22 protein-coding genes and 1 tRNA gene are annotated in these 24,349 nt (G+C 31.2%); 17 read left to right on the top strand and 6 right to left on the bottom strand.

The window, feature by feature from the left end:
* Positions 1–39: 39 nt before the first annotated feature.
* Positions 40–114, bottom strand: a tRNA-Gln gene (locus tag CRN98_RS15715).
* Positions 115–456: 342 nt separating this feature from the next.
* Between CRN98_RS15715 and CRN98_RS15720 the strand changes: the two genes are divergently transcribed.
* Positions 457–1,356 carry an FtsZ/tubulin family protein gene (locus tag CRN98_RS15720; protein ID WP_097028377.1) on the top strand — a complete coding sequence of 300 codons (900 nt, stop codon included), beginning with the start codon at positions 457–459 and terminating at the stop codon, positions 1,354–1,356.
* Between the two features lie 103 nt (positions 1,357–1,459).
* Here the strand turns inward: CRN98_RS15720 and CRN98_RS15725 are convergent, their stop codons facing one another.
* Both CRN98_RS15725 and CRN98_RS15730 read right to left on the bottom strand, forming a co-directional pair.
* Positions 1,460–3,364 carry a sensor histidine kinase gene (locus tag CRN98_RS15725; protein ID WP_179632205.1) on the bottom strand — a complete coding sequence of 635 codons (1,905 nt, stop codon included), beginning with the start codon at positions 3,362–3,364 and terminating at the stop codon, positions 1,460–1,462.
* A gap of 118 nt (positions 3,365–3,482) precedes the next feature.
* A complete protein-coding gene (locus tag CRN98_RS15730) occupies positions 3,483–4,805 on the bottom strand; it encodes a YjiH family protein (protein WP_097028379.1) in 1,323 nt (440 codons plus the stop codon).
* A 198-nt stretch (positions 4,806–5,003) separates the two neighbouring features.
* On the opposite strand from CRN98_RS15730, the gene CRN98_RS15735 reads away from it, so the two are divergent.
* The 14 genes from CRN98_RS15735 (at position 5,004) to CRN98_RS15795 (ending at position 17,915) form a co-directional block, all read left to right on the top strand.
* Entirely contained in the window at positions 5,004–5,708 is a 705-nt protein-coding gene (locus tag CRN98_RS15735; protein WP_242961018.1) for a response regulator transcription factor, read from the top strand.
* A 211-nt stretch (positions 5,709–5,919) separates the two neighbouring features.
* On the top strand, positions 5,920–6,411 hold the full coding sequence (locus CRN98_RS15740; RefSeq protein WP_097028381.1) for a GreA/GreB family elongation factor: 492 nt from the start codon (positions 5,920–5,922) through the stop codon (positions 6,409–6,411).
* 55 nt (positions 6,412–6,466) lie between these two features.
* Entirely contained in the window at positions 6,467–7,081 is a 615-nt protein-coding gene (locus CRN98_RS15745; protein WP_097028382.1) for a DUF3267 domain-containing protein, read from the top strand.
* 53 nt (positions 7,082–7,134) lie between these two features.
* Positions 7,135–8,133: a DUF4003 domain-containing protein gene (locus CRN98_RS15750; RefSeq protein ID WP_097028383.1), complete on the top strand. Its 999-nt coding sequence runs from the start codon at positions 7,135–7,137 to the stop codon at positions 8,131–8,133.
* A 364-nt stretch (positions 8,134–8,497) separates the two neighbouring features.
* Complete coding sequence (locus CRN98_RS15755) at positions 8,498–8,851, top strand: hypothetical protein (RefSeq protein ID WP_097028384.1); 354 nt, start codon at positions 8,498–8,500, stop codon at positions 8,849–8,851.
* A 119-nt stretch (positions 8,852–8,970) separates the two neighbouring features.
* Positions 8,971–10,110, top strand: a complete 1,140-nt coding sequence (locus CRN98_RS15760; RefSeq protein ID WP_097028385.1) for a DUF2974 domain-containing protein — start codon at positions 8,971–8,973, stop codon at positions 10,108–10,110.
* A 218-nt stretch (positions 10,111–10,328) separates the two neighbouring features.
* Positions 10,329–11,318, top strand: coding sequence for a LacI family DNA-binding transcriptional regulator (locus CRN98_RS15765; protein WP_242961016.1), 990 nt, complete (start codon positions 10,329–10,331; stop codon positions 11,316–11,318).
* Positions 11,319–11,348: 30 nt separating this feature from the next.
* Positions 11,349–12,833, top strand: a complete 1,485-nt coding sequence (locus CRN98_RS15770; protein WP_097028387.1) for a sugar ABC transporter ATP-binding protein — start codon at positions 11,349–11,351, stop codon at positions 12,831–12,833.
* A 3-nt stretch (positions 12,834–12,836) separates the two neighbouring features.
* Positions 12,837–13,775 carry an ABC transporter permease gene (locus tag CRN98_RS15775; RefSeq protein ID WP_097028388.1) on the top strand — a complete coding sequence of 313 codons (939 nt, stop codon included), beginning with the start codon at positions 12,837–12,839 and terminating at the stop codon, positions 13,773–13,775.
* A 24-nt stretch (positions 13,776–13,799) separates the two neighbouring features.
* Positions 13,800–14,753 (top strand): sugar ABC transporter substrate-binding protein, encoded by a 954-nt coding sequence (locus CRN98_RS15780; RefSeq protein WP_097028389.1) that lies wholly within the window; start codon positions 13,800–13,802, stop codon positions 14,751–14,753.
* Between the two features lie 91 nt (positions 14,754–14,844).
* A complete protein-coding gene (xylB, locus tag CRN98_RS15785) occupies positions 14,845–16,350 on the top strand; it encodes a xylulokinase (protein WP_097028390.1) in 1,506 nt (501 codons plus the stop codon).
* Positions 16,351–16,385: 35 nt separating this feature from the next.
* Complete coding sequence (locus tag CRN98_RS17815) at positions 16,386–16,526, top strand: hypothetical protein (RefSeq protein ID WP_179632206.1); 141 nt, start codon at positions 16,386–16,388, stop codon at positions 16,524–16,526.
* Positions 16,523–17,374: a DegV family protein gene (locus CRN98_RS15790; protein WP_097028391.1), complete on the top strand. Its 852-nt coding sequence runs from the start codon at positions 16,523–16,525 to the stop codon at positions 17,372–17,374. The genes CRN98_RS17815 and CRN98_RS15790 overlap by 4 nt, the downstream gene beginning before the upstream one ends.
* Before the next feature lie 184 nt (positions 17,375–17,558).
* A complete protein-coding gene (locus CRN98_RS15795) occupies positions 17,559–17,915 on the top strand; it encodes a DUF6483 family protein (protein ID WP_097028392.1) in 357 nt (118 codons plus the stop codon).
* Positions 17,916–18,042: 127 nt separating this feature from the next.
* Here CRN98_RS15795 and CRN98_RS15800 read toward each other — a convergent pair whose 3' ends face one another.
* Positions 18,043–18,261, bottom strand: a complete 219-nt coding sequence (locus tag CRN98_RS15800) for a hypothetical protein (protein WP_242961019.1) — start codon at positions 18,259–18,261, stop codon at positions 18,043–18,045.
* Between the two features lie 283 nt (positions 18,262–18,544).
* On the opposite strand from CRN98_RS15800, the gene CRN98_RS15805 reads away from it, so the two are divergent.
* The gene (locus tag CRN98_RS15805) at positions 18,545–19,324 is read left to right on the top strand and encodes a pseudouridine synthase (protein WP_097028394.1); all 780 of its coding nucleotides are present in this window, start codon (positions 18,545–18,547) and stop codon (positions 19,322–19,324) included.
* A gap of 100 nt (positions 19,325–19,424) precedes the next feature.
* Entirely contained in the window at positions 19,425–21,974 is a 2,550-nt protein-coding gene (locus CRN98_RS15810; protein ID WP_097028395.1) for a RyR domain-containing protein, read from the top strand.
* Between the two features lie 220 nt (positions 21,975–22,194).
* Here CRN98_RS15810 and CRN98_RS15815 read toward each other — a convergent pair whose 3' ends face one another.
* Positions 22,195–23,268 carry an acyltransferase family protein gene (locus tag CRN98_RS15815; protein ID WP_097028396.1) on the bottom strand — a complete coding sequence of 358 codons (1,074 nt, stop codon included), beginning with the start codon at positions 23,266–23,268 and terminating at the stop codon, positions 22,195–22,197.
* Between the two features lie 175 nt (positions 23,269–23,443).
* Positions 23,444–24,196 carry a CPBP family glutamic-type intramembrane protease gene (locus tag CRN98_RS15820; protein ID WP_179632208.1) on the bottom strand — a complete coding sequence of 251 codons (753 nt, stop codon included), beginning with the start codon at positions 24,194–24,196 and terminating at the stop codon, positions 23,444–23,446.
* Positions 24,197–24,349: the final 153 nt, after the last annotated feature.

Genomic DNA, 24,349 nt, shown 5'->3' on the forward strand with positions numbered 1-24,349 from the left:
TTAAAAGTCATGTGCTCTACCAACTGAGCTAGTGAACCATGGCTGGGATAGCAGGATTCGAACCTACGAATGCGGCAGTCAAAGTGCCGTGCCTTACCGCTTGGCGACATCCCAGTATGTGATGAAAAATATCTTATCATAAATAAAGAAGTTTATAAGCTTAATGATAGATTATATATACAAAATAAATTATATTTTCTACATTATTGGAGGTTATATTTAACATTTCATATAAAGATACGCACGGAGGCGTTTTTGCTAAAATAAGCTTATGAATTAGAAAAATATATGAATATAATTTATTTTGCTATTGTAGGAAAAAAATATAATTAGGTATATAATGGAATTAAGTTGTTTAAATATAGAAATTAATGTTACAAGTAAAGATATTGTATTAGTAGATGCAGCTACACAAGATAAAGATTAGTTAATTAAGAATAGTTATGGGGGATTAAAATGGAAAAAACAAAACGTATTAAAGTTTTCGCATGTGGAAAAATTCCAAGCAGTATTGTTGAAAGGATTGCGGTTATTACAAATCATTTCGAAGATTATGTAAGGATAAATAATTATAGCTCTTCAAGGTATTATCTAAATAGTGTTTTAAAACCTTTAGAAGAGAAGAAAGCTCTTGTAAAATGTATAGGCTTGTATGAAAAACATGAAAAAAGTAAATTAGAAAAACTAGGACAGGCTTTAGAAGGTTTAGATACAGCAATTATTTTAGCAAATTTAAGAGATGAAAATTCTTTTAAAAATATAGAAATAATTTCAAAAATAGCTAGAGAAAAAGGTGTTTTAGTAATAGTCATGGCTTTAATACCATATTCTACAGATAAAAATGAGCAATTAAAATATGATACAGAGATACAGTGTTTGGCAAGTAAGGTAGATACATTTATTCCGTTATTAGCTGAAAAGATAGCGCTGGATTCCAACATTCCTCTTGTAGATAAAGATGGAATAGATTTTTGTGAATCATATATGGAATTTTGCTTAGAACAATTAGTAGATTTTTTCGGAGAAGGACTAGTGAATATAAAAAAGGAAGATTTTAATGAAATATTTAAGGATAGTGGGTTAGGATTTATTGCAATAGGGGCTGGTGAAGGAAAAGATAAACTTGAAAAGGCATTAAAACTAGGAAGTATCAATAATAGCAAAGTAAGTAAAAGTAAAAAACTTCTAGTTGGTATATTAGGTAATCAAGATATGGATTTAACTTATATTAATAATATTTTAGAAAGAATTCAAGCTATTTCAAGGGAGAAGTGCAATGTAGTATTTGGAGCCTTTAGATATGATGAACTAAAGGATGGTTTAATAATAACTATTATTGGTATAGAAAATTCATAGTACCACAAACATCTCTCTAGGAAATTGTTTTAGTGTTTTTGAAAGATACTTTTAAAGACAATTAAAGAAGCAATAGAATAGATCTACTGCTTCTTTTACACCATTATTTCACATCATCATCTGCCTTAATACAAAACCAAAACACGCTGCCCTTGCCAAGCTGGGATTTTGCATTAAGCTCACCACCATGAGCCTCTACTATAGACTTTGAGATAAATAGACCCAGTCCATAGCCCTTTTGCTTTACGTTTGTCCCTCTATAAAACATGTTAAAGATCTTTTTCATATCGTCTTCACTTATGCCCATTCCCTCATCCTGCACTTCAAATTTTATCATATCAGATTGCTTAGATATGCGTATAGTTACTGTTGAGCCTAGCTGTGAATATTTAACAGCATTGCTTACAAGGTTATTCCAAACTCTTTTAATTTTTACTTTATCAACATTAAGTATTCTATCTTCAATATCTATATAATCTTTGAAATTTAACCCTTTATTTTTAACATATTCTCTAGCATCTGAAGTAAGTTCTAAAGCAAAGCTCTTAAGATCAAGTCTTTCCTTATGCAGCGTTATATCCTTATTTGCTTCATAGGCAGAATCTAAAACATCATATATAATTGTTTCAATTTCCTGTGTCCTATTATATATTTCATTAATGAAATTTTCTTTTACAGTTTCATCTTCAATAATTCCGGATTTAAGTCCCATTGAATATCCCTTTATAACTGTTATTGAGTTTTTTAACTCGTGAGATAGGGTAGAAATAAACTTTCCTGTTCCACTTGATATATCTTCAATGGTAAGCGCTAGCTGCTTTGAAGAGCTTATTAGCTGGTCACTTTCTTTTTCAAATCTTTTCAGCAACATATAGGTTGCTTTTTTAACATCCTTAAATGCTTTTTGAAATCGTCCTATTTCGTCGTAGTTATTATCTTTAATATCTCCATAGGATTTAGATTCATCTGCCTCTTTATAGCTGCTTTTTAGTATTTCAATGGATTCCGATATTGATTTACCTATAGTTGAATTGCTCCTTGAAATAATATTAAGATATTCAGTCGTAGTAACAATAGGAACTGATATTTTATTAGTTACATATACTCCAATAAGCATTGAAAATATTAAAGCAATAATACTTATTATAATGACGCTGTATAAAAATGACTTCGATTCATGATACATATCCTTTTCAGGGAGAGAGGCAATTAAAATCCAATTTGTATTTTTCATAAGCTTAAATATTTGAAACTCTTTTTCTTTGGGATTAACATTTACTGTTTGCTTTATTAAATTTTTAGTACTTCCTTCAAAGCTTTTATGGTTAATATTAAAAGGAAATTCTTTTCCTATTAAATTTTTATTTGGGTGAGATAAAACTAAATCATTAGAATCGATGATAGCATAATATCCACTTTGACCTATGGTAAGGTTTTCAGCAAGTTTTGAAAAATATTCAGCATAAATAGATGTCCCTGCATATCCAAGAAGTTCACCATTTAAATTTACTATTGGAGATACAGTATTTACAATAAGCTGACTATTTACCTTTCCAACTAAAATATCACTTGTAACTACAGACCTTGTCTCTGCACTTTGGATAAAATAGTCCCTGCTAGATAAATCTATATTAATTGCGGAAGGCATACATGAAGCAATAATATGGCCGCTCTTATTTAAAATAAAAAAATCCATATAATAATCATAGATTTTATTTTTCTTATTCATTAAATTTAATAAATATTTATTTATATCAGCTAGTTCTACCTTGCCAGATAAAAATGCTTCCACCTTTTTATCTAGAGAAAGTTCATTTGTTTCAAGCTTGTTCATGTTAACAAGTAAATCAATATTTTCTTGAACTCTGTCAAGCTGGGAAACCATGAGAGTTTCAGAGTCTTTATTAATTATGGATACAGATTTAAGGTATAGTAATGTTCCAAGAGAAGCCATTAAAATAACAATCATAGTACATATAATTAATGTAATTCTTGTTCTTAATTTCATAAAAACCCCCATACAACAAAATTAAAGTGCCTACATTACAAAATCTGTAATAGAGACACTTTAATCTTATCATAAATTGTAGAAATATTTAATAAATTATATAAATGTTAATAAATTGTTAAAAAAGTATGAATGCTATAGGAGTTACGAGTATTATAGTAAGAAGAGTTCTTTCAAACCATACAAGTACAACATCAGAAAGTTTAAGTGGAATTTCTGTTGACATAATACATGGTATTGAAGCTGAGAAAAATAGTATTGAAGAAATTGATGTTACACCTATTATAAATTTACTAACCATTGGGGCATCTTTAACTAGTAACGCTGGCAAAAACATTTCAGCAATTCCAAGAGCTGCTGCCTTTGATGTAAGCATTGCTTCTGGTATTTGAAGAAGTTTTACAAATGGATAGAATATATATCCAAGAATATCAAATATAGGAGTGAATTTTGCAAGCACAAGTCCTATAAGTCCTACAGATAAAATTGATGGAAGTATTCCCATTGCCATTACAAGGCTGTCTTTAAAATTATCCCATACGCATTTTCCTATACTAGGTGAAACTGATGCAACCTTTAAGCCTTCATTTAATGCATTTTTAAAATAATCGCTGGTAATCTCTGGTTCAGGATCCCCAACTTCAGTAATATAAGAGTCGCTTTTCTTGCTAAGAGGTCTAAGCCTTACGGTTATGGCAGTTACTGCAAAGGTAACGACGAAGGTCACCCAAAAGTATGTATTCCATATATCCATAATTCCAAGGGTTTTTGCAACTATAATCATAAAGGTAGCAGATACAGTTGAAAAACCTGTTGCAATAATGCATGCTTCTTTTATAGTATATTTACCTTCTTTATAAACTCTGTTTGTTATAAGTAATGCTAAAGAATAACTTCCTACAAAGGATGCAACAGCATCAATTGCTGATCTTCCTTGGGTTTTAAATATAGGCTTCATAACAGGTCTCATAAACACTCCAGCAAATTCTAAAAGCCCATAGCCAACTAGAAAGGCAAGAAACGCTCCTCCTATTGGAACTATCATTCCAACTGGAATAACAAGACTGTCGAATAGAAATGGAACCATATCAGGTTCAAACATCCAGCTTGGCCCAATTTTAAAACATGCCATGAATCCAACTACTACACCGCAAATTTTTAAAATAGAAAATATAGTTGTTACAGTATCTTTATTCCAAGTTTTTTTAATAAATGGACGTGCAGCACCTAAAGTAATGATGACTAGTGCATAAACAGAGGTTAAGGGACCCATCAGCTTTTTAAGTATAGTTACAACATGATCTATTGGAATAGAAGATTTTCCCCACATATTTAATGGGACAAAGAACATAAAAATACCTATTAAGCTGAACCCTATAAACTTAGCTAAGGCACTAGATGTGTTTAAATTTTTAGTCGTATTTCGATCGAGACTTTCCATTAATATCTCCCCCTTATATTTTGTTAACTTTTATTTTATTATATATAAAAAGGAAGTTTATTTTAACTATTCACACTATTTTGATTTTTATTTGTCATCAAATTGTCATATATTTGGGAAGTTTTATGGAATAATTATTTTTCCTATGGTAAGATTAAAATATCAGATTATGTCAAAAGGGGCGATATTTTGGATAAAGTGTTAGTTGTTGATGATGATAAATCCATTGTTCGTATGGTTTCAGAGTTCATGAAGTTATATGGGTTAGAGGCGGTGACTGCATATAGCGGTGAAACTGCAATAAATAAGTTGGATAATTCTATAAGCCTCATTTTACTTGATATAAACATGAATGAATTAAGTGGTATTGAGCTTTGTAAGATTTTTAGGGAAAGAACCAATGTACCAATAGTTTTTTTAACAGCAAATTCATCTCAGTATGATATGGTACTTGGTCTTGGAATAGGAGCAGATGATTATATAACAAAACCCTTTGATCCAGTAGAATTAATTGCCAGGGTTAAGGCACATATAAGACGTTATAATCAATATAGAAATATATCGAGTAACCATGATAGCGAAGTAATAGAGTTTGATAAAATAAAAATTTTTAAGGATTCCCACAAAGTTTTAAAGGGAGATTCAGAAATTAATTTAACTGTAACAGAATATAATCTTCTAATTTACTTTGTCCAAAATCATGGGAAAGTTCTTACAAGAAGGCAGATACTAAATAATGTTTGGAAAAGTGATATGTACGATGAAAATACCGTTACAACTTATACAAAAAGGCTTAGAAAAAAGATTGAAGATGATGTGAAAAACCCTAAGTTTATAAAATCAGTTAGAGCCATTGGATATATTTTTGATGGACAGGCAAAAAATAACTTAATGGACAAATAGAGTACAATTCAGAGGGTACATGGGGTTTAAAAAAGGCCATATATCCTTTTTTATATAATATATAAATATACAGAATCAGATATTTAGATTTATGTTCAGTCAAGACTAGAGAATTAATGTCTGATGTCATAATAGTATTTACAGTAATGAAGTAATAAAGTATAATCAAGTTACAAAAATAGGTAATTATATTAATTGAAAGGTGAGAAATATGTATAATATCTTGACAAAAGAAGATTTAGAAGCCTTGCAAAAGGAATATGATTATAGAAATACAACATTAAGAGCAGAAATAGCACGAGAAAAGATGATTGCAGCAGCACATGGTGACAGGTCAGAAAATGCCGAGTATATAGCAGCTAAACAGCGGTACTATGAAAATAACCGCAGATTAGGTTACCTAAGAAGGATGATTAGAACTTCAAAAGTAGCTGATGAAGCTCACAGCGATGAATGTAATATTGGAAATAAAATATTAATAGAATTTGTAGAAGATGAAGAAGAGCAGGAAATAACTTTAACTACTACATTGAAAAGCAACCCAGCTGAATGGTTTATTGGGGTGGAGTCTCCGTTAGGATCTGCCATATATAAAAAGAAAGTTGGCAGCATTGTAGTAGTAAGTTCACCTGAAGGTGATTATACAGTTAAAATACTTGAGTGCCACTCACATGGCAAGTGGCAAGATTCAACTGGTAAATAATATCACAATGTTATAAAATAAAGATTATATAAATTTAGTAAAAGGATTTTGATTTATGAGATATGCGAAAAAAATACCATCTACAGATAAAGAGTTAAGGGACAAGTTATTATCAAATGGATGGAGAAAACTAAAAGAACCCTCTAATTTACGCACAGCAACTTTACTATCAGTGCCTTTCATGTTTATAAATGGGATTATTTTTATGGTTATCGCCTTTTATTTATATTCTCCGTTGAAAGAAGTTTTCAACAGTAAGAACGGCTTTAGTATTAATTTTACAGTAAATTTATCTGCACTGATATATGTTGTTATCATTTTTGCGTTTATGACAATACATGAATTTCTTCATGCTTGTTTTATACCTAATGTACTAAAATCAGATAAAACATATTGGGGTATTAATGGATGTTTCGGTTTTGTCTATACTACTGAAAAAATCAAAAAGAGCAGATTTTTAATTATTTCTATTATGCCTTTTATTTTGTTATCAGGTATATTACCTTTTATTCTCAATATTTTAGGATTGCTAAATTGGTTCACAATATTTCTATGTTTGATAAATGCAATGGGTTCATGTGTTGATTGCTTAAGCATATGTATTGTAGGAATGCAAGTCCCAAGTGGTTCATACATTGTAAATAATGGGTTTGAAACTTATTTTAAGTAACAGAAATCAAATTATGAGAATCTGTTTCTGTTAAAAGGGGGATATTAAGAATAATGGAAATTATTTTAAAGCAAAAGATTGATTTAATGATTGAAAATTTTAATAACCTTAAGGAAGGCTTTAAGTGGGAAGGAAATCTTGTGAAACATTTTGCGGCTATGGTTTATGCAACTAAGGATAGAAGAGTTGATATAGAAAGACTGCAGGAGGTAAAAAAGTTTATTAAGGATGAAACAGGATGGACTTCACAATTTCGAGGAACAAATGAGTTTATTTTAGCAAGTCTTTTAAGTCTTGAAGAAAATTATAAGCTGTTTTTCAAGGACACTGTAGAGATTTATGATAGGATGATAGAAAAAGGGCTAAAGAAAAGAACTCAGCTTCCTTTAGCTGCCTATACTATTGTTAAGGAAGTGCCAAAAGAGCAGTGGGATATGAAGATTGATAGAATGAATGATTTTTATGGCAAGATGAAGGAAAATCATTTTTGGCTAACCTCTGCGGATGACTATGTTTTTGCTGCAGTACTAGCTTCTACAGATTTAAATGTAGCAGATACATCTCAAAATATGGAGTACTGCTACAATTATTTAAATAAAGAAGGTTTCTACAAGGGCAACGGTCTTCAAACCTTATCTCATATACTTGCCATAGGAGAAGAAGGAGTAGAAGAAAAGTGCAGCAAAGCAGTAAGCATTTATAGAAAACTTAAGGAAAATGACTGCAAGCTTCAGTACAATGGTTTACCAACACTAGGACTTTTGGCCCTTGTAACCTCAGATGTAGAGAAAATAACAGAAGAGATTAAAGAAGTTTATGACTATATATACACGAAAAAAGGCTATGGTTTGTGGAGTCTTGATAAGTCCATGAGAACAATGTTAGCTTCCTCAATAGTCTCTGATTTTTATGTAGATGAGATAAAAAGGGGAGTTCTTCAGGTAGCTTTAGGAAACAGTATTACTGCTATAATCATTGCTCAACAGCAAGCAGCAGTAGCAGCGGCCTGCGCAGCAAGTGCAGCAGCAGCTTCGTCTTCCGCAAACTCTTAATATAAATAACAACAGATGAAATATTAATGCCTTCTTATCTTTTAGATAAGAAGGTTTTTAATTTGCTTAATCATACAGAATAGGAATTTGTGTTTATATCTAAAATTTATATTTATCCGATGGCAACCATCCGTAATACTCCCATCCTCTTAGGTGGGAGATAATGGCTGATACGCCCCTGGATAAGTTCTTCTAAGACTCAGCTGGAGATAAGTATTCTTCATAAGCAAACTCCACCTGAGTCTAAGAATCACTTGATGAAATAAAAGGAATTTTTAGAACGTTTATGGAAATGCTTATTTATATGTAGCTTTATGTATAAAGAAAGATAATAAAAAGCTAAATCAAAGGAGCAACAAAGTCAATGATAAAGAATATATTTAAAAGTAACTATTTTTCATTTTTGGTGATTTTAATTTTTAATATTTTACTTATAACTAAGAAGATTAAATTTGGTACAGAATCAATTTTAACTATATGTATCATATTTGCATTTTTTCTTATATCAGGTCATATTATCAACATTAAAAGCGAAAATAAATCAATGGTATTAAGATTTGTATTAAGAATAGTAACTGTTATTATTTTTTTAATAATTATGTTAGGCCCAATTAATATTATTCCAGATAAACATAGTTATTCATCTGGATTTATAATTGTCACTGAATGTCTTATGCTTGAAATTATAATCTATTTTTTATCAGATAAAATCAAATAGATAAAAGGCAATTTAAAACGGATAAGTTTCTGGTGTTTTTTTATTTTATATAAACAATGAACATGATATAATTATAGAAAATAATTCCAATAGTTTTTGTTTAGAGGGAAGGCGGGTACATGAACAATATATTTGATTATTTAGAGTGGCGCGGAGACTTAAGCTTTGAAAAAGACGGATTTAATGAAGTTGATAATTTAATTATGTCAGTACTGGCTTACGTGGAGTTTGAGGGTATTGTACCCTTAAGTATTGATGGAGGATCAGTTTCACTATGCTATGTGGCAGAGCAATTTAAAAACTTATATAGTGATATTTCGAAAATTAGTGATCATCAATTAACTCAGCAGGCATTTGAGCTGTTTATGAAGGCTGCCTGTACAGTGCGGTATAGAGATATTAAGCTGTCCTATTATGTGAATCAAATTAATTATGAACAGTCAAAGCAGTTTTCAGCTGTTGTGTTTTCTATAAACAATGATCAGCACTTTATTGCTTTTCGAGGTACTGATGCCACTATAGTTGGCTGGAAAGAGGATTTCCAGATGAGCTTCATGGATGAAGTGCAGGGACAGCAGGATGCAGCTGCCTATGCGGAAAAGGTTATGGCACATTATGATGGTGATTTTTGGATTGGTGGACATTCAAAGGGTGGAAACTTTGCAGTTTACGCAGCGACACATACATCTAATGAGGCAAAGGGAAAGATACTTGGTGTTTATAATAATGATGGACCAGGATTTCAAGCAAAAATCATAGAAAGTGAGGGATATAAAAGCATATTAAATCTTATTAAAACTATAATTCCTAAGTTTGCTGTTGTTGGCATGCTTCTGGAACATGGAGAAGAGTTTGCTGTGGTAAATAGCAATGCAATTGGTATTATGCAGCACAATCCCTTTTCATGGGATGTGAAGGGGAATCATTTTGTTTATGAAAAAGGCTTAACCAAATCCAGTGTCAAATTAAACAGAGCAGTAAGGTCATGGCTTAATAACTTATCCATTGAGGAAAGGGCCCAATTTGTTGATGCACTATTTCAAATCCTACAGGCTGCAGGTGCAAAGACCTTATTTGAGCTGTCAAAGGAACGTTCGAAAACCATTGATATTATGATAAAGACCTTCAAAAACATGGACCCAGTAACCAAACAAGTATTAAAGCAGACAGTTGAATCACTCCTTGTGGAAAGTCAAAAGACATTTAAACCAGCTCTTAAACCAAATACAAAACTATTATTTTCAAGAAAAAAACGGTGACAATTTTAAGGGTTAGAGGATTATAAATAAACATGCCGTGGGCCTGATTCCGCGGCTTTTATAATGAATTATATATTTTTTTATTGGATTTTCATGCAAAATTTCTGCTAAATTTGTGAAATAAGTGGTTGAATAATGAAATATAATTTGCTATAATAAATTAGCAATATTCGACATGTAACAAGTTACATGTAACTTGTTACATCTAATAAATATATATGATAATAGGTGATGGCATGCCAAATATGAGAAAAATTGCAGAATTAGCAGGAGTTAGTATTGCTACTGTTTCAAGATACATAAATAACAATGGTTATGTAAGTGATGAGGTTAGAGAAAAAATACAAAAGATAATTGACGAAGAAAATTATAGGCCTAACGAATTGGCTAGGTCAATTTTCAGGAAAAGTTCCAAAACCATAGGGCTTATGGTGCCTAACATATCAAATCCATTCTTTAATCAAATGGCACTAATCATAGAGAAATATGCCAATGATAAAGGATATAGTATATTTTTGTGTAACACAGAAGACAACAGTGATAAAGAAAAAAAGTACATAGATATTCTACAAAGTCATAGAGTTGCAGGAATTATTATAGCTAGAAGTCAATGTAAAGAAGAATATGCAAGTTTAGATATTCCTATTATAGCTTTTGAAAATCATATTTCAGAAAATATCATAACCGTATCTACAGATAATTACGAGGGTGGAAGAATAGCTTTTGAGCACCTCTACCACTCAGGTTGTAGAAATATATTGCATGTAAAAGGACCATCAGCCTTCGAGGCAACGCAAGCAAGATATAAGGGTTTTTTTGATGCGGCAAAAGATACAGGGCTAAGCATAGATACTTTTGAATTTGAAACGGATTTCCAAGTAAAGATGCTTGAAGAAAACATGAGTGATATAAATAAAATTAGTACATATGATGGAATATTTGTTTTTAATGATATAGCAGCGTCTGTTATTATGAAGTTTTTAACTACAAATCATATGGATATTCCAAAGGATGTTCAAATAATTGGATTTGATAATAGCTTTATATCCCAAGTGCTTCAACCATCATTAACAACTATAAATCAGCCAGTTCAAGAAATAGGGAAGAAAATAATTAAACTTCTTATTAAGTTAATAGAAAATGAACGTGTTGAGGTTAAAGATTATATTTTTAAACCTGAGCTAATAAAAAGAGAAACTACTAAATAAGATAAAATTTTTAAAGTTAGAGGTGATACTGTGGAAGTAGTCATGAAGGGGATAAGCAAGTCTTTCGGGAGTGTAAAGGTTTTAGAAAACGCTCAGATACATGTAAAAGATAAAGAAATTCATGCTTTCATGGGGGAAAATGGTGCTGGTAAGTCAACTATGATGAAGATTTTAACAGGAGTTTACACAAAGGATTCTGGAGAAATCATAATCAACGGCAGCAAACAGAATATACAAAGTATAGAGGATAGTGAAAAGTTAAAAATAGCTATTATACATCAAGAGTTAAATGTGCTTAAGGAAATGAGCATAGTAGACAATATGTTTTTAGGAAGAGAAATAAAAAAAAGATTTGGATTTGTTGATAAAAAAAGGATGGAAGAGATAGCAAGGGAAAAGCTTAATACTTTAGGGCTAGACATCGACCCTAATACCCCTATCAAGGACATACCAATTGGTCGCAGACAGCTTGTTGAAATTGCTAAGGCTCTTTTATTAGATGCTGAATTAATTATTATGGATGAACCAACAGCTGCACTTACAGAAAAGGAAACAGAACTATTATTTAAAGTAATAAGAGAACTTAAAGATAAGGGAGTTTCTTTCATATATATATCACATAGAATGGAAGAAATTTTTGAGCTGTGTGATGCTATTACTGTTCTTAGAGATGGTAAGTATGTAGGAACTAAAAGCATCAAAGACACAAGTTTTGATGAAGTTGTTAGCATGATGGTTGGATATGATATTGATGATAGATTTCCAAGAATAGATAAAACCCCAGGGGAAGTAGTACTTTCAGTAAAGGGGCTTACTAAAAAAGGAAAGTTTAAAGATGTTAGCTTTGAGGTAAGAAGCGGAGAGGTATTAGGTTTTTCTGGACTTATGGGAGCTGGAAGAACAGATATAATGCATGGCATATTCGGAAGCATACATTGTGATTCAGGATCAATTTATATAGATAATAAAGAGGTTAAAATAAGCTCACCTATAGTTGCCAAAGAGCTTGGTATTGGATTTATAACTGAAGACAGAAAAAATGAGGGTTTGATTTTAGAAGCTTCTGTTAGCAAAAACATGATTTTGCCATCTTTGAATGAATTTAAGAAAAATTTATTTATGGATGAGGACAAAATTTCTGAAGTTGTAGATAAATTTATTAAAAAATTAAATATAAAAACCCCAAATCAACATATAAACGTTGGCAGATTAAGTGGAGGGAATCAACAAAAGGTTGTAATTGCAAAGTGGTTAGTAACTAAGCCTAAAATTTTAATTTTAGATGAACCCACTAGAGGTGTTGATATAGGAGCAAAAAGAGAAATATACGAAATAATTAATGAGTTAAAGAAGCAAGGTGTTGCAATTATTGTGGTGTCAAGTGAACTACCTGAAGTATTAGGCATAAGTGATAGAATTGCGGTTATGCATGAGAAGAAATTAAAGAAAATATTTGATATTAAAGATGCAACTCAAGAAAAAATAATGGAATATGCTACAGGTGGAGGTAAATAGAGCATGGATAAAGTTAAGCAGTTATTTGTAAAGTATGGAACAGCAATCAGCTTATTTGTTTTGATAGGCATTGTTAGTGCAATTAATCCTAAATTTTTAACAATGTATAATATTTTAAATATTTTTAGACAGGTATCTATTATAGGACTTATAGCTTTTGGAATGACCTTTGTAATTATAACAGGTGGAATTGATTTATCTGTTGGTGCAACCCTAGCATTAACTAGTATGATAATGGGATTAATGCTTGTTAAGGGTACATCTGATTTAGTTGCAATTCCAGTTGCACTTTTACTTGGTGTAATTTTTGGAGGAATCAATGGAGTTTTGATTTCAAAAGTAAAATTACAACCATTTATCGCAACTTTAGCTACAATGACTATGTTTAGAGGAATAACTATGATTATATCAAATGGTATTCCTGCTATGGAGTTAACAAAGAAATCAAGTATTTTAAACTTTTTCAGTCAAGGAAAAATTTTAAATATACCATTCCCTATGATTTTACTTATAGTATTTTTGGTAGTTTTACTACTTCTTTTACAAAATACTGTATTTGGTAGAGGAGTATATGCAGTAGGTGGAAATGAAGAAGCAGCAAGATTATCATCTATACCAGTTAATAAGGTGAAAATATTAGTATATGTTGTTAGTGGATTTATGTCTGCTTTAGCAGGGGTTATATTAACATCAAGACTTAGTTCAGCTCAACCAACTGCGGGTATAGGCTTTGAATTAGATGCTATAGCTGCGGTTGTTATAGGTGGGACAAGCTTATCAGGAGGTAAGGGTAAGATATTTGGTACTTTCCTAGGAGTTTTAATTATAGGAGTACTAAATAATGGTCTTAATATTATTGGAGTTTCAGCATTTTATCAACAGTTTATAAAAGGTCTAGTAATATTACTTGCGGTTATATTAGATCGCAAGAGTAATACATAAATAATAAAAAATGGAGGTATTAACATGAAAAGAATTAAAAAACTAGCTTCTATTTTTCTTGTTTTAGTAATGGTTCTTGGAACAGTTGGATGTTCAGCTAAAAAAGAAGAAGCTAAAGGAGCTGACAGCTCAAAAGGTAAGAAAATTGCATTATTAATGGCAGACTTAGGAAACCCATTTTTCCATGTATTAAAAGATTCAGTTGAAAGCAGAGGAAAAGAATTAGGATACGAAGTATTAGTATATGATGGACAAAATGATGCTTCAAAGCAACCTTCACAAATAGAAGATGCTGTTCAAAAGGGTGTTGATGCAATCATAATTAACCCAGGAGATGAATCATCTACAGCAAATGCTTTAAAAGAAGCTATAGCTCAAAAAATACCAGTTGTAACTGTAGACAGAACTGTAAAAGGTGTTGATGGAATTTTATCTTACCTAGTTACAGATAACACAAAGGGTGGAAAACTTTGCGGAGAATGGTTAGAAAAGAAAATGCCTGAAGGTGGAAATGTAGTTATTATGGAAGGAATAATAGGTACTGCACCTCAACGTGAACGTGGAGGCGGATTCAGAAGCGTTATAGATCCAGCTCAAAATTCAAAAAGTAAATTTAAGGTTATAGATACAGCTGTAGGTAACTTCTCAATGGCACCAGCGGAAGCTGCTATGTCTGATTTATTATCAAAACATAAAGATATTGATGTAGTATTTGCAGAAAACGATACAATGGCAGTTGGTATTGCTAGAGCAATTGAAACAGCTAACAGACAAAAAGATGGTATAAAAGTTATTGGATTTGATGGAGCAAAAGAGGCATACGACCTAATTAAAGAAGGAAAAATGTCAGTAACTGCAGTTCAAGACTTTAAACTTATCGGTGCAGAAGCAGTAAATTATATAGATGGATTTTTAAAGAATGGAACAAAGCCAAAGCCAGAAGTTCTAGTAGACGTGTATATGTCTGATAGTAAATAATATTTTAAAATGGGGTGCTATAAAGTAGATTTGAAGTTGCTTTTAGCATCCTATTTTTAATTTTCAACTTATAGAAATTGAGGTGATTAGGGTGAAATTTATAGGAATAGATTTGGGAACTTCTTCAGTTAAGATAATCTTAATGGATGAAAGTGGAGAAATTCAGCATTCTTTATCTAGAAGCTATGAAGTAAGCTATCCAAAAGCAACCTGGGCAGAACAAGAACCAGAAGTTTGGTGGAATGAAACTAAGGAAGGCTTAAAGGAATTAATGTCATCTATCAGTATAAAAAGTGATGAGATTAAAGGTATAGGGTTTAGTGGACAAATGCATGGACTTGTTTTACTAGATGAAGAAGGTAAGGTGTTACGCCCCTCAATTCTTTGGTGTGATCAAAGAACGCAGGAGGAGTGTGATCATTTAAATAAGGAAATAGGACAGAAGAAGTTATCCAAGTGCACAGGAAATATGGCATTAACAGGATTCACAGCGCCTAAAGTTATGTGGGTAAAGAAACATGAACCAGAAGTGTTTAAAAAAATAGCTCATATACTTTTGCCAAAGGATTACATAAGATATAAGTTAACAGGAGAATTTGCAACAGATGTATCAGATGCTTCAGGAACGCTATTTTTTGATGTGAAAAATAGATGCTGGTCTAAAGAAATGCAGGATATACTGTGTATTAAAGAAGAATGGCTTCCTAAGGTATTTGAATCCTGGGAGCCTACAGGAAAAGTTTTACCAGAGGTATCTCACTATACAGGACTTTCTAAAGATACCGTTGTTGTAGCAGGAGCAGGAGATCAAGCAGCAGGGGCGGTTGGTACAGGTACAGTTAGTTCAGGAATAATTTCTGTTGCCTTAGGAACTTCTGGTGTGGTTTTTGCAACTAGTGATTTATATGAAGTTGATGAGGATAATAGACTTCACTCCTTTTGTCATTCCAACGGCAAATACCATCAAATGGGGGTTATGTTGTCAGCGGCATCTTCTTTAAAATGGTGGGTGGAAAACGTAAATAAAGATACCAGTAAAGAGGCCTTTGATAACCTGCTTAAGGAAGCAGAAGCCTCTCCTGTAGGAAGCAAAGGGGTGGTATTTCTTCCTTATCTTATGGGAGAGAGAACACCACATAATGATCCTAATGCTAGAGGAGTTTTTTTTGGACTTAATATGACTCATGAAAGAGGAGATATGACAAGGGCTATACTTGAAGGGGTGTGCTTTGGATTAAGAGATTCTTTAGAAATATTAAGAAGCCTTAATGTACCTGTAGAGGAGATAAGAGTAAGCGGCGGTGGCTCAAAAAGTCTGCTTTGGAAAAGTATACTTGCAAATGTATTTGACACTAAGGTTTCAGTGATAAACTCTAAAGAAGGACCAGCCTACGGAGCTGCTATTTTGGCATCAGTAGGATGTGGAAAGTTTAGTTCTGTAAATGAAGCATGTAGTAAATTAATTAAGGTCACAGAAGTAGTAGAGCAGGACAAGCTTCAGGTTGAAGAGTATAATAAATTTTATGATATATTTAGTAGATTATATCCTGCACTAAAAGAAACCTTTAAATTGGGGCCAGACCCCTGGGAAAAATAGGGAAATCATACACCAGACAAGTTTCTGGTGTTTTTTTGTTTCAACCAAATAATGGATATGATATAATAATAGAAAATAATTCTAAACCCCTTATAAAAGGGGTGGATTTAGCAAAAACTTTAAATGATAATATAACTATAAAATATATAGTAAATTTAAAAAAGGAGAACTTATGAAAAAATATATTTTAGTAACAGAAAGTGGAGCAGATTTGCCTATAGATTTAGCAAATTTGCATAAAATTCATGTACTTCCTATGCATGTAATCATGGATGATATAGATTATAAGGATGGTTCTATACCAGTAACAGAGGTTTATGATTATTATAATAGAACTAAAAAGATACCAACAACATCAGCCACAAATCCAAATGAATATCAGTGTGCGTTTGAAAAGATAACAGAAGAAAACCCTGATTGTATTATTATTTACATCGGATATTCATCTAAAGCATCATGTACATATCAAAATGCACTCATTGGTTCTGATGGCATGAAAAATATTTACCATGTTGATTCTTTAAATGTTTCAGGGGGTGAAGCAGCAATCATTCTTAAAGCAGCTGAGCTCATTGAAAAACACCCAGATATTGATCCAGATGATTTAATTGAAAAAATTCAATTCTTTGTGTCTAGGGCAAGAGTTTCGTTTATTCCAGGCAATCTTGAATATCTTAAGGCTGGAGGACGTTTATCCAATGCAGCTTATTTAGGTGCATCTATCCTTAAACTAAAACCACTAATTGAAATTTTGGATGGAAAATTGGTTGCAACTCAAAAATTTCGCGGTACAATGAGTCGTATTACTGAGAAATATTTAAATGAATATCTTGAAAGATACAATTTTGATAAAGAGGGGCTTTGTTTTTTATATTCTTTGGGACTTGAAGAACAAATAAAGCAGCAGATGGAGAATATTGCAAAAGAAAAGGGTTTCAAAAAAATCATATGGACTCAAACAGGCTGCGTAATATCAACACATGGTGGTCCTGGAGCCATTGGAATAGCAGGATTTGAAGCTTAATGTTAAAAAGAATAAAGAAATAAGCTGCGTTTAATTCTAAGTAATACAACAACTTTTGAGTGCAAAATTGCATTATTTTTTGCACTCTTTTATATTGGTTTAAATTAATTGAGATAAGATTGAACAGTATTGTGTATCATGTAAGCATGCACTATAAAAAGTTAATTCATAGGAGAATTTGTAAATGAATGAGAATGATTATATAAAAAGATTAATAACGTCAATTGGACAAATGTTAGTTGCTATTGTTGCAGGGAAAGACGCTGTAGAAAGTAATATTAAATTAGACAAAAATAATGTAATTATTTCAGAAGATGGATTATTAGAAATTATGATTAACAAATACATTCATGAAGGTAAGATCAATGAGGCAGAAAGTATGATAATTGAAGCAATAAAATCACGTAAGACACAGCGAAGTTATGAAATAGCACTATCATTTTATGAGGAAATCAACAAATGGGATGAAAGCAAACTTATGAAGTATAACTTTTCAAAGCAAAAGATAATAGAGGGATTAGAAAATATAAAAAAATTGTAGGCTCTGTTAGACTAAATTGTTGATATATACACACTAAAAACAGGTAGTCCAATTTTAACTTAAATTCAGGCTGCCTGTTAATACATAATTATGGAAAATCGAGAAGTAATGTTTATAATGTTTAATATTATTTTTTTTCATTGCCATGCTTAAAATTTCCTGTGACCTTTGCCATAATTAATTGAGCTTCCTTTAAGTCTGCATTTTTTATTCGTGCTAAAAATTTATTACTTTCCTTTCCTTTTAAGATTGTCACTTGTTTTCCATGCCAGTATATAAAAACTTTGTTATCTTTTGAAATATTGTATGAAAAAGGTTCTTCATCAAGCCGATTACGCTTATCCACTTCACTCAATTTTATATTTCCCCCTTCATTCTCAAACTTAATGAATAATATATTACTATATCTACCATTTTATATACATATTATACTATGATTGTATTTATTGTGTGGCTATTATTTCTTTTGAACTTATACATCCATAATTTTAGATTACTTAAATATACCTTATAGCATAGACACTAAAAAAGTTCTATACTATAGGGTATTTTTGTGTATAATAAAACAAGTGAAAACAAGATTTGATGATTAATAAAATAATTTTTCAAAGAAAGAGAAGCAGTAAAATATGAGATTAGATAAATTTTTAGCACAATCATCCGTTGGAAGAAGAAAAGAAGTTAGAATTTATATCAAAGAAGGTATGGTAAAGGTAAATGGAGAAGTGATAACAGAACCTTCTATAGAAATTAATGAAAATATCGATGTTATTGAGTATCTTGGTAAAACAATCCGGTATGTGGAAAAAGTATATTATATGTTTAATAAGCCTGCAGGCTGCATTACTGCAAAAAGAGATGTAGTTAATAAAACAGTATTTGATTATTTTGAGGATGTTAACGTGGATGGATTATTTCATGTTGGAAGATTAGATAAGGATACAGAAGGACTATTGCTATTTACCAATGATGGCGAATTTGAACATAAATTAATGTGTCCACAAAAACATGTTGAAAAAACCTATTTCTTTTGGGCTCTTGGTTCTTTAGAAGAGGAAGATATAAGGGCATTAGAGCAGGGAGTTTATATTGGGAAAGGCAAAATATTAACAAAACCTGCAAAAATAAAAGTAGACAAGTACGGAGCATATGAGGAATTTAAACATGAAATACCTATTGATAATTTACACAATATAGATTCAAAACATTATAACCAGCCTATAGTATCTGGATATCTTACTATTTCTGAGGGACGTAAGCACCAAGTTAAACGTATGTTAAAGGCAGTGGGATGCTATGTGGTAAGTTTAAAGAGGGTTTCTATTGGAGAATTAATGTTAGATGAATCACTAAACAAAGGTCAGTATAGATCCTTGACAGAAGCAGAAATTAAAAGATTAGTAGGATAATAATAGAAAAAGAATAACAAATATGGCTTAGGCTACTTTTTATTTTCAGCTAATCTAGTATAATATTAAATAGAAATTCAAATGTTATAGGAGTTTAAATATGGATAATAAAAATATAAAAATTGTAGTATCAGGTGATATATGTGTAAATCAGTTACAATGGCTAACATATCCTAGCACAAATGTAGGGTTGAATTGGCAAGCCCATTTAAATATGCACAGCGCTTTTAGTTCAGGAGAAGCTTTACTTCTATCAAAGCTGGTAGCTTTATCAACTGGGGCTTCGGTGATATCACCGAGTACTGAGAATATGGAGTTAACTTTATCAGGAGAAATCCTTCGTTCTACTGCAGAATTAGATCGTTTCCCTGTATACGGCGATAAAAATAATGATAAAAAAGTTTACAGGATAAGCCGTTTGATGGGATTTACAGGCCCAAAAGACGGGGTAGCTAAACTGCTTCCTATTGTAAATGATGATCCTGATGCAGATATAATCATAATAGATGATGAAAATAATGGTTTTAACTCTAATGAAAAGTTTTGGCCATTAGCTTTAAAATCATCTGAAAAGTCACCAATAATCTTATATAAGATGAGTAACGTTATTGATTCTAGTAAACTTTGGAAACATATTCAGGGACTTAACGATGAAAATGTAATAGTAATTGTAAATGCTGATGATTTGCGTTCTAAAGGGGTTAATATAAGTAAAGGTCTGTCATGGGAAAAAACAGCTCAGGATTTTGTATGGCAAATTAACAACAATCCTAATCTTGCATTCCTGGCAACCTGCCGTCATATTATAGTTCCTTTTGGACTTGAAGGCGCTATTTATTATAAGAATGAAGATGTACGTGAAGTTAAGTTGTATTTTCTGCCATATGAATTTGAAGGTGGTTTTGTTAAGGAGCCCCAAGGTAAAATGTACGGACTTACCTCTTGCTTTGTTGCAGGGCTTGCAAGCACCATTGTTTCAGGAAATCAAGATAATGAAGAAATATCAGAATCAATAAACATGGGTATTCGTAAAGGAATTGTTTCTGCGCATAAATACTTCCTTGAAGGGTTTGGGGAAAATGTGGAAGAATATATATTCCCCAGCTTAGAAATATTTATTGAAAAGGAAGAGGATTTTATACATAGAGATCATGTTCAGGATGCAATAGTGCCTGTTTCTCCTAATTCTAGCTGGTATATTTTAAAAGATAAAAGCTCTACAAGCTTAGCAGAGATAGCTTATGATATTGTTAAGAATGGAGTTGAAAATTCACTTAAGTCTATACCAATAGCCAAGTTTGGAAATTTAACAACTGTAGATAAAACAGAGATTGAGAGTTATAAGAGTATAGAAAATCTTATGCTGGAGTATATTTCAAATAAAAATACTGTACGTCCTCTTTCAATTGCTATATTTGGTACCCCTGGATCTGGAAAGTCCTTTGGTATAGTTGAAGTGGCTAACAGTATTGCATCAAACCTAATTAAAAAGATAGATTTTAATTTATCGCAATTTAGATCCACAATGGATTTAGTCAATGCTTTTCATAAAGTAAGAGATATTGTACTGGAAGGAAAAATTCCACTTGTGATTTTTGATGAATTTGATTCTGCTTTTGACGGAAACATTGGATGGCTCAAATACTTCCTAGCCCCTATGCAGGATGGTGTATTTAGAGAAGGGGATTCTATTCATCCTATTGGAAAAGCTATCTTTGCATTTGCAGGTGGAACAAGCAGTACATTTAGTGAATTTTGTGGAGAAGATATAGAAGATAAAGAAGAACAAAGACAGTTTTTATTAAAATTTAAAAGTGCTAAAGGGCCGGATTTTGTAAGTCGTTTAAGAGGCTATGTAAACATTATGGGGCCAAATCAAACAGATGAAAAATTGGATCAGTTGTTTATAATTAGAAGAGCAATACTACTGCGTTCATTATTGGAACGTAAAGTGCCGCATCTTATAAATGATAATGGAGAGGCTCAAATGGACAATGGAGTGTTAAGAGCAATGCTTAAAATTCCAAGATACAAACATGAATCAAGATCTATGGAAGCTATATTGGATATGAGTACGCTGACTAACGCTACAAAATGGGAGCAATCATGTTTGCCTTCTGAAGAACAGCTAAAGCTTCATGTAGATGGAGAACAATTCTTACGTCATTTAATGCATGATGCATTTTATGGTGAAAAAATTGAAAGTATTGCAATGGCAATTCATGAAAAATATAGAATGCTTAATGCAAATAACGAAAATATGGATGAGAATTGCATAAAGCCTTGGCAGGAGCTTAGTGAGGAGCTTAAAAACTCTAATCGCAAGCAAGCTAAAAATATTCCAAACGCTTTAATTAAAATTAATTATGATATTGTTTCAGTTAAAGATAAACCGGAATTTAAAAAATTTACAACTAAAGAATTAGAGACTTTAGCTAAAAATGAGCATATGTACTGGTATAGATATAGAAAAGAGTGTGGCTGGAAGTATGGCAAAGTTAAGGACAGCAAGAAAAAAACTGATTCTGACCTTGTTTCATGGAACAGTTTAACACAGGATAAGAAAAATAAACTATATAAAATGGTTGAAGCTTGGCCAGAAATATTGGCTGAATCAAATTTTAAGATAGAACCAGTAAAAATTTCCTAATGCTGCGCTTCCGGGTGCAGCGAACAACAAATGGGAGTGAAGTAAAAACAGCTGAAAGGCTGTTTTTTACTTTTCATAAAATATTAGGCTATGTTTTAGTATAGTGTTGAATTTATAGTAAATTTTAAGGAAAGTTATTTTACTTTCCTTAATTCGTATTTTAATAATTATGAACTAATCTTCTATATAAATTATTTTTTTTGTTCTTGTCAATATTTTGCTATTTTTTTAATCCAAACATAAATCTTGCAATTGGTACTGGTCGTATAATCTCATAGGTTAAAACACTTGCTATAAAGGTTAAAATCATAATAATACTAAACTGTATTAATCCATTATTAACAACACTTATGACATAATAACCAATTGCTACTAACCAAGTTTGATGAAAAATGTAAATAGGAAAAGAGGCTTTAGAAAAGTAATCTAAAATACTATTAGAAAAATCCAAATAGCATTTTCCTAAGCCAAAAACGGCTAAAATTATAACCCATGTAGTTAAATGATTAAATGCCGAAGATAAGAAATTAATTTCAAATGAAACATTTTCAAAATTTATCGTATAAATCATAATCATACGGATAACAGAAAATGTAATTGCCAAAGTAGTTAAAATTAAGCGTTTATTTTCTAACAGTTTTATAGCACCATTGGTACTTAAAATTAGATAACCTAATAGAAAAAATGATAGATATTTACCAAAACTTTGTCCACCAATTTCAAAAACACTTAGGAAAAAGTTAAATAAAAATAATGGTAGTATTGTCCATAAATTAAATTTGTTTTCGTTGATTTTTTTGTCGGATTTTTTGTAAAGAACTATTAGAGGTAATGATACTAATGAAATAACAAACAAAAACAGTAAAAACCATAAATGTGCAGGAGTAAAACCACCACTATATCCAGTTAAGTCAGTTTTTTTAGTAAAAAATAATATGTACTGCTGAAAATAATTTCCCGTATACCCATTATGTTGTTTTTCAGCAAAAAATGTTTGAATAGGAACTGTTAAAATAACTCCAAACATAAATGGAATAAAGAGTTTAAAAAAACGTTCCTTAATAAATTGCTTGATTGAATATTTCTCCATGGCTAATGAAGCACTAATTCCTGCAATTGCAAACAATAGTGGCATAAACCACTCTGAGGAAATTCTTATAAAATTATCACAAATAACGCTTGGATTTCCAACTACATAAAAGGTTTCAAATGAGTTAAATATACGAGAGGTGTGAAATGGAAATAGTAATAAAATCCCTAATGTTCGTATATTGTCAATATAATATTTTCTCAAATAATGTCCCCCTTACCAATATATGGTTTAACTATAGCATATCTACAATAATATATTAATTTTCAACATTGATTTAAAACATAGGCAAATATTAAAATGCAGAGTCTTATATAAAAAGAAAGTAGGCCAATGCTTAATATTAAGCATTGGCTTATCACTGCAAATAGTTCCTTATTTATATTTTTAATTTTTCAGGTAAAAATTTTGTCCTAAATGTATTTGCAATTATTGCATCAACTAATGCTATTACCACAAGCATAAAACTTTGCTTTAAGATAATAACTGGGAGTAATGAAAAAATGAAGCTGGATAATATCATACAATACATAATACTGCCGCTTGTCTTATAAAGAGTAGTTAATAATATACTTATTCCAACCAAATATGCTGAGAATTGTGCATAAAACTGTGGAAGTACAATAAACTTTGGTATATAAATAAGTGGTAAGAACCACAATGACCAAAAAAGTCCTGTTGAAATAGAAGACTTCCAAAATCCACTTTTCTCTTCATTTGCTGGTTGTACTATTCCTCTCCAGCCAATTTCTTGAGAACCCAATATTACTATTATGATGGGTAGGTAAAAAAAGAAATCTGTAAAATTACCATATTTATATACACTTTTTAAAAGTATGGCAAAGCCATAATGCGCTCCTAGAAATATTGGTATTAAAATAATATTTTTTGGAGCGTTAATTGTTTTTAACTTATTTATAAATCCTTTTACTCCACCTAAAATCTCTTTGTTTAAAATGTGCACCAAGAATGCTGAAATAAGTGGGCCTAAGCATCCAAGAATAAAAATAAATAAATAAAGGGGATTGGAGAATATGTCGTTAAATATAACTTTATAATAGATTATTAAACCAAAGCATGTATAGCTTATTATAAAGGAGATTAATAAAAATTGATTAGAACTTTTCTTCAAGATTTGTCCTCCAAAAAATTGTATTTGGTCGATGATTGAGTATGGATGATCATTATACATATAGTACCACATTTATACATATAAGTCATTGTTTTCAATACTTATTTTTTTAAAATTACGAAGTTAATTAAGACAAAAATAATTTAGAATAAA

Source organism: Clostridium peptidivorans (assembly GCF_900205925.1).
GTDB classification, from domain to species: domain Bacteria; phylum Bacillota; class Clostridia; order Clostridiales; family Clostridiaceae; genus Clostridium_AK; species Clostridium_AK peptidivorans.

Bases quoted from the DNA above. Each gene is read 5' to 3' on its own strand.
- CRN98_RS15795 (WP_097028392.1), top strand. From the start codon at position 17,559: ATGAATGAGAATGATTATATAAAAAGATTAATAACGTCAATTGGACAA.
- CRN98_RS15790 (WP_097028391.1), top strand. From the start codon at position 16,523: ATGAAAAAATATATTTTAGTAACAGAAAGTGGAGCAGATTTGCCTATA.
- CRN98_RS15725 (WP_179632205.1), bottom strand. From the start codon at position 3,364: ATGAAATTAAGAACAAGAATTACATTAATTATATGTACTATGATTGTT.
- CRN98_RS15805 (WP_097028394.1), top strand. From the start codon at position 18,545: ATGAGATTAGATAAATTTTTAGCACAATCATCCGTTGGAAGAAGAAAA.
- CRN98_RS15810 (WP_097028395.1), top strand. From the start codon at position 19,425: ATGGATAATAAAAATATAAAAATTGTAGTATCAGGTGATATATGTGTA.
- CRN98_RS15775 (WP_097028388.1), top strand. From the start codon at position 12,837: ATGGATAAAGTTAAGCAGTTATTTGTAAAGTATGGAACAGCAATCAGC.
- CRN98_RS15740 (WP_097028381.1), top strand. From the start codon at position 5,920: ATGTATAATATCTTGACAAAAGAAGATTTAGAAGCCTTGCAAAAGGAA.
- CRN98_RS15730 (WP_097028379.1), bottom strand. From the start codon at position 4,805: ATGGAAAGTCTCGATCGAAATACGACTAAAAATTTAAACACATCTAGT.
- CRN98_RS15760 (WP_097028385.1), top strand. From the start codon at position 8,971: ATGAACAATATATTTGATTATTTAGAGTGGCGCGGAGACTTAAGCTTT.
- CRN98_RS15745 (WP_097028382.1), top strand. From the start codon at position 6,467: ATGAGATATGCGAAAAAAATACCATCTACAGATAAAGAGTTAAGGGAC.
- CRN98_RS15755 (WP_097028384.1), top strand. From the start codon at position 8,498: ATGATAAAGAATATATTTAAAAGTAACTATTTTTCATTTTTGGTGATT.
- CRN98_RS15765 (WP_242961016.1), top strand. From the start codon at position 10,329: ATGATAATAGGTGATGGCATGCCAAATATGAGAAAAATTGCAGAATTA.
- CRN98_RS15720 (WP_097028377.1), top strand. From the start codon at position 457: ATGGAAAAAACAAAACGTATTAAAGTTTTCGCATGTGGAAAAATTCCA.
- CRN98_RS15750 (WP_097028383.1), top strand. From the start codon at position 7,135: ATGGAAATTATTTTAAAGCAAAAGATTGATTTAATGATTGAAAATTTT.
- CRN98_RS15780 (WP_097028389.1), top strand. From the start codon at position 13,800: ATGAAAAGAATTAAAAAACTAGCTTCTATTTTTCTTGTTTTAGTAATG.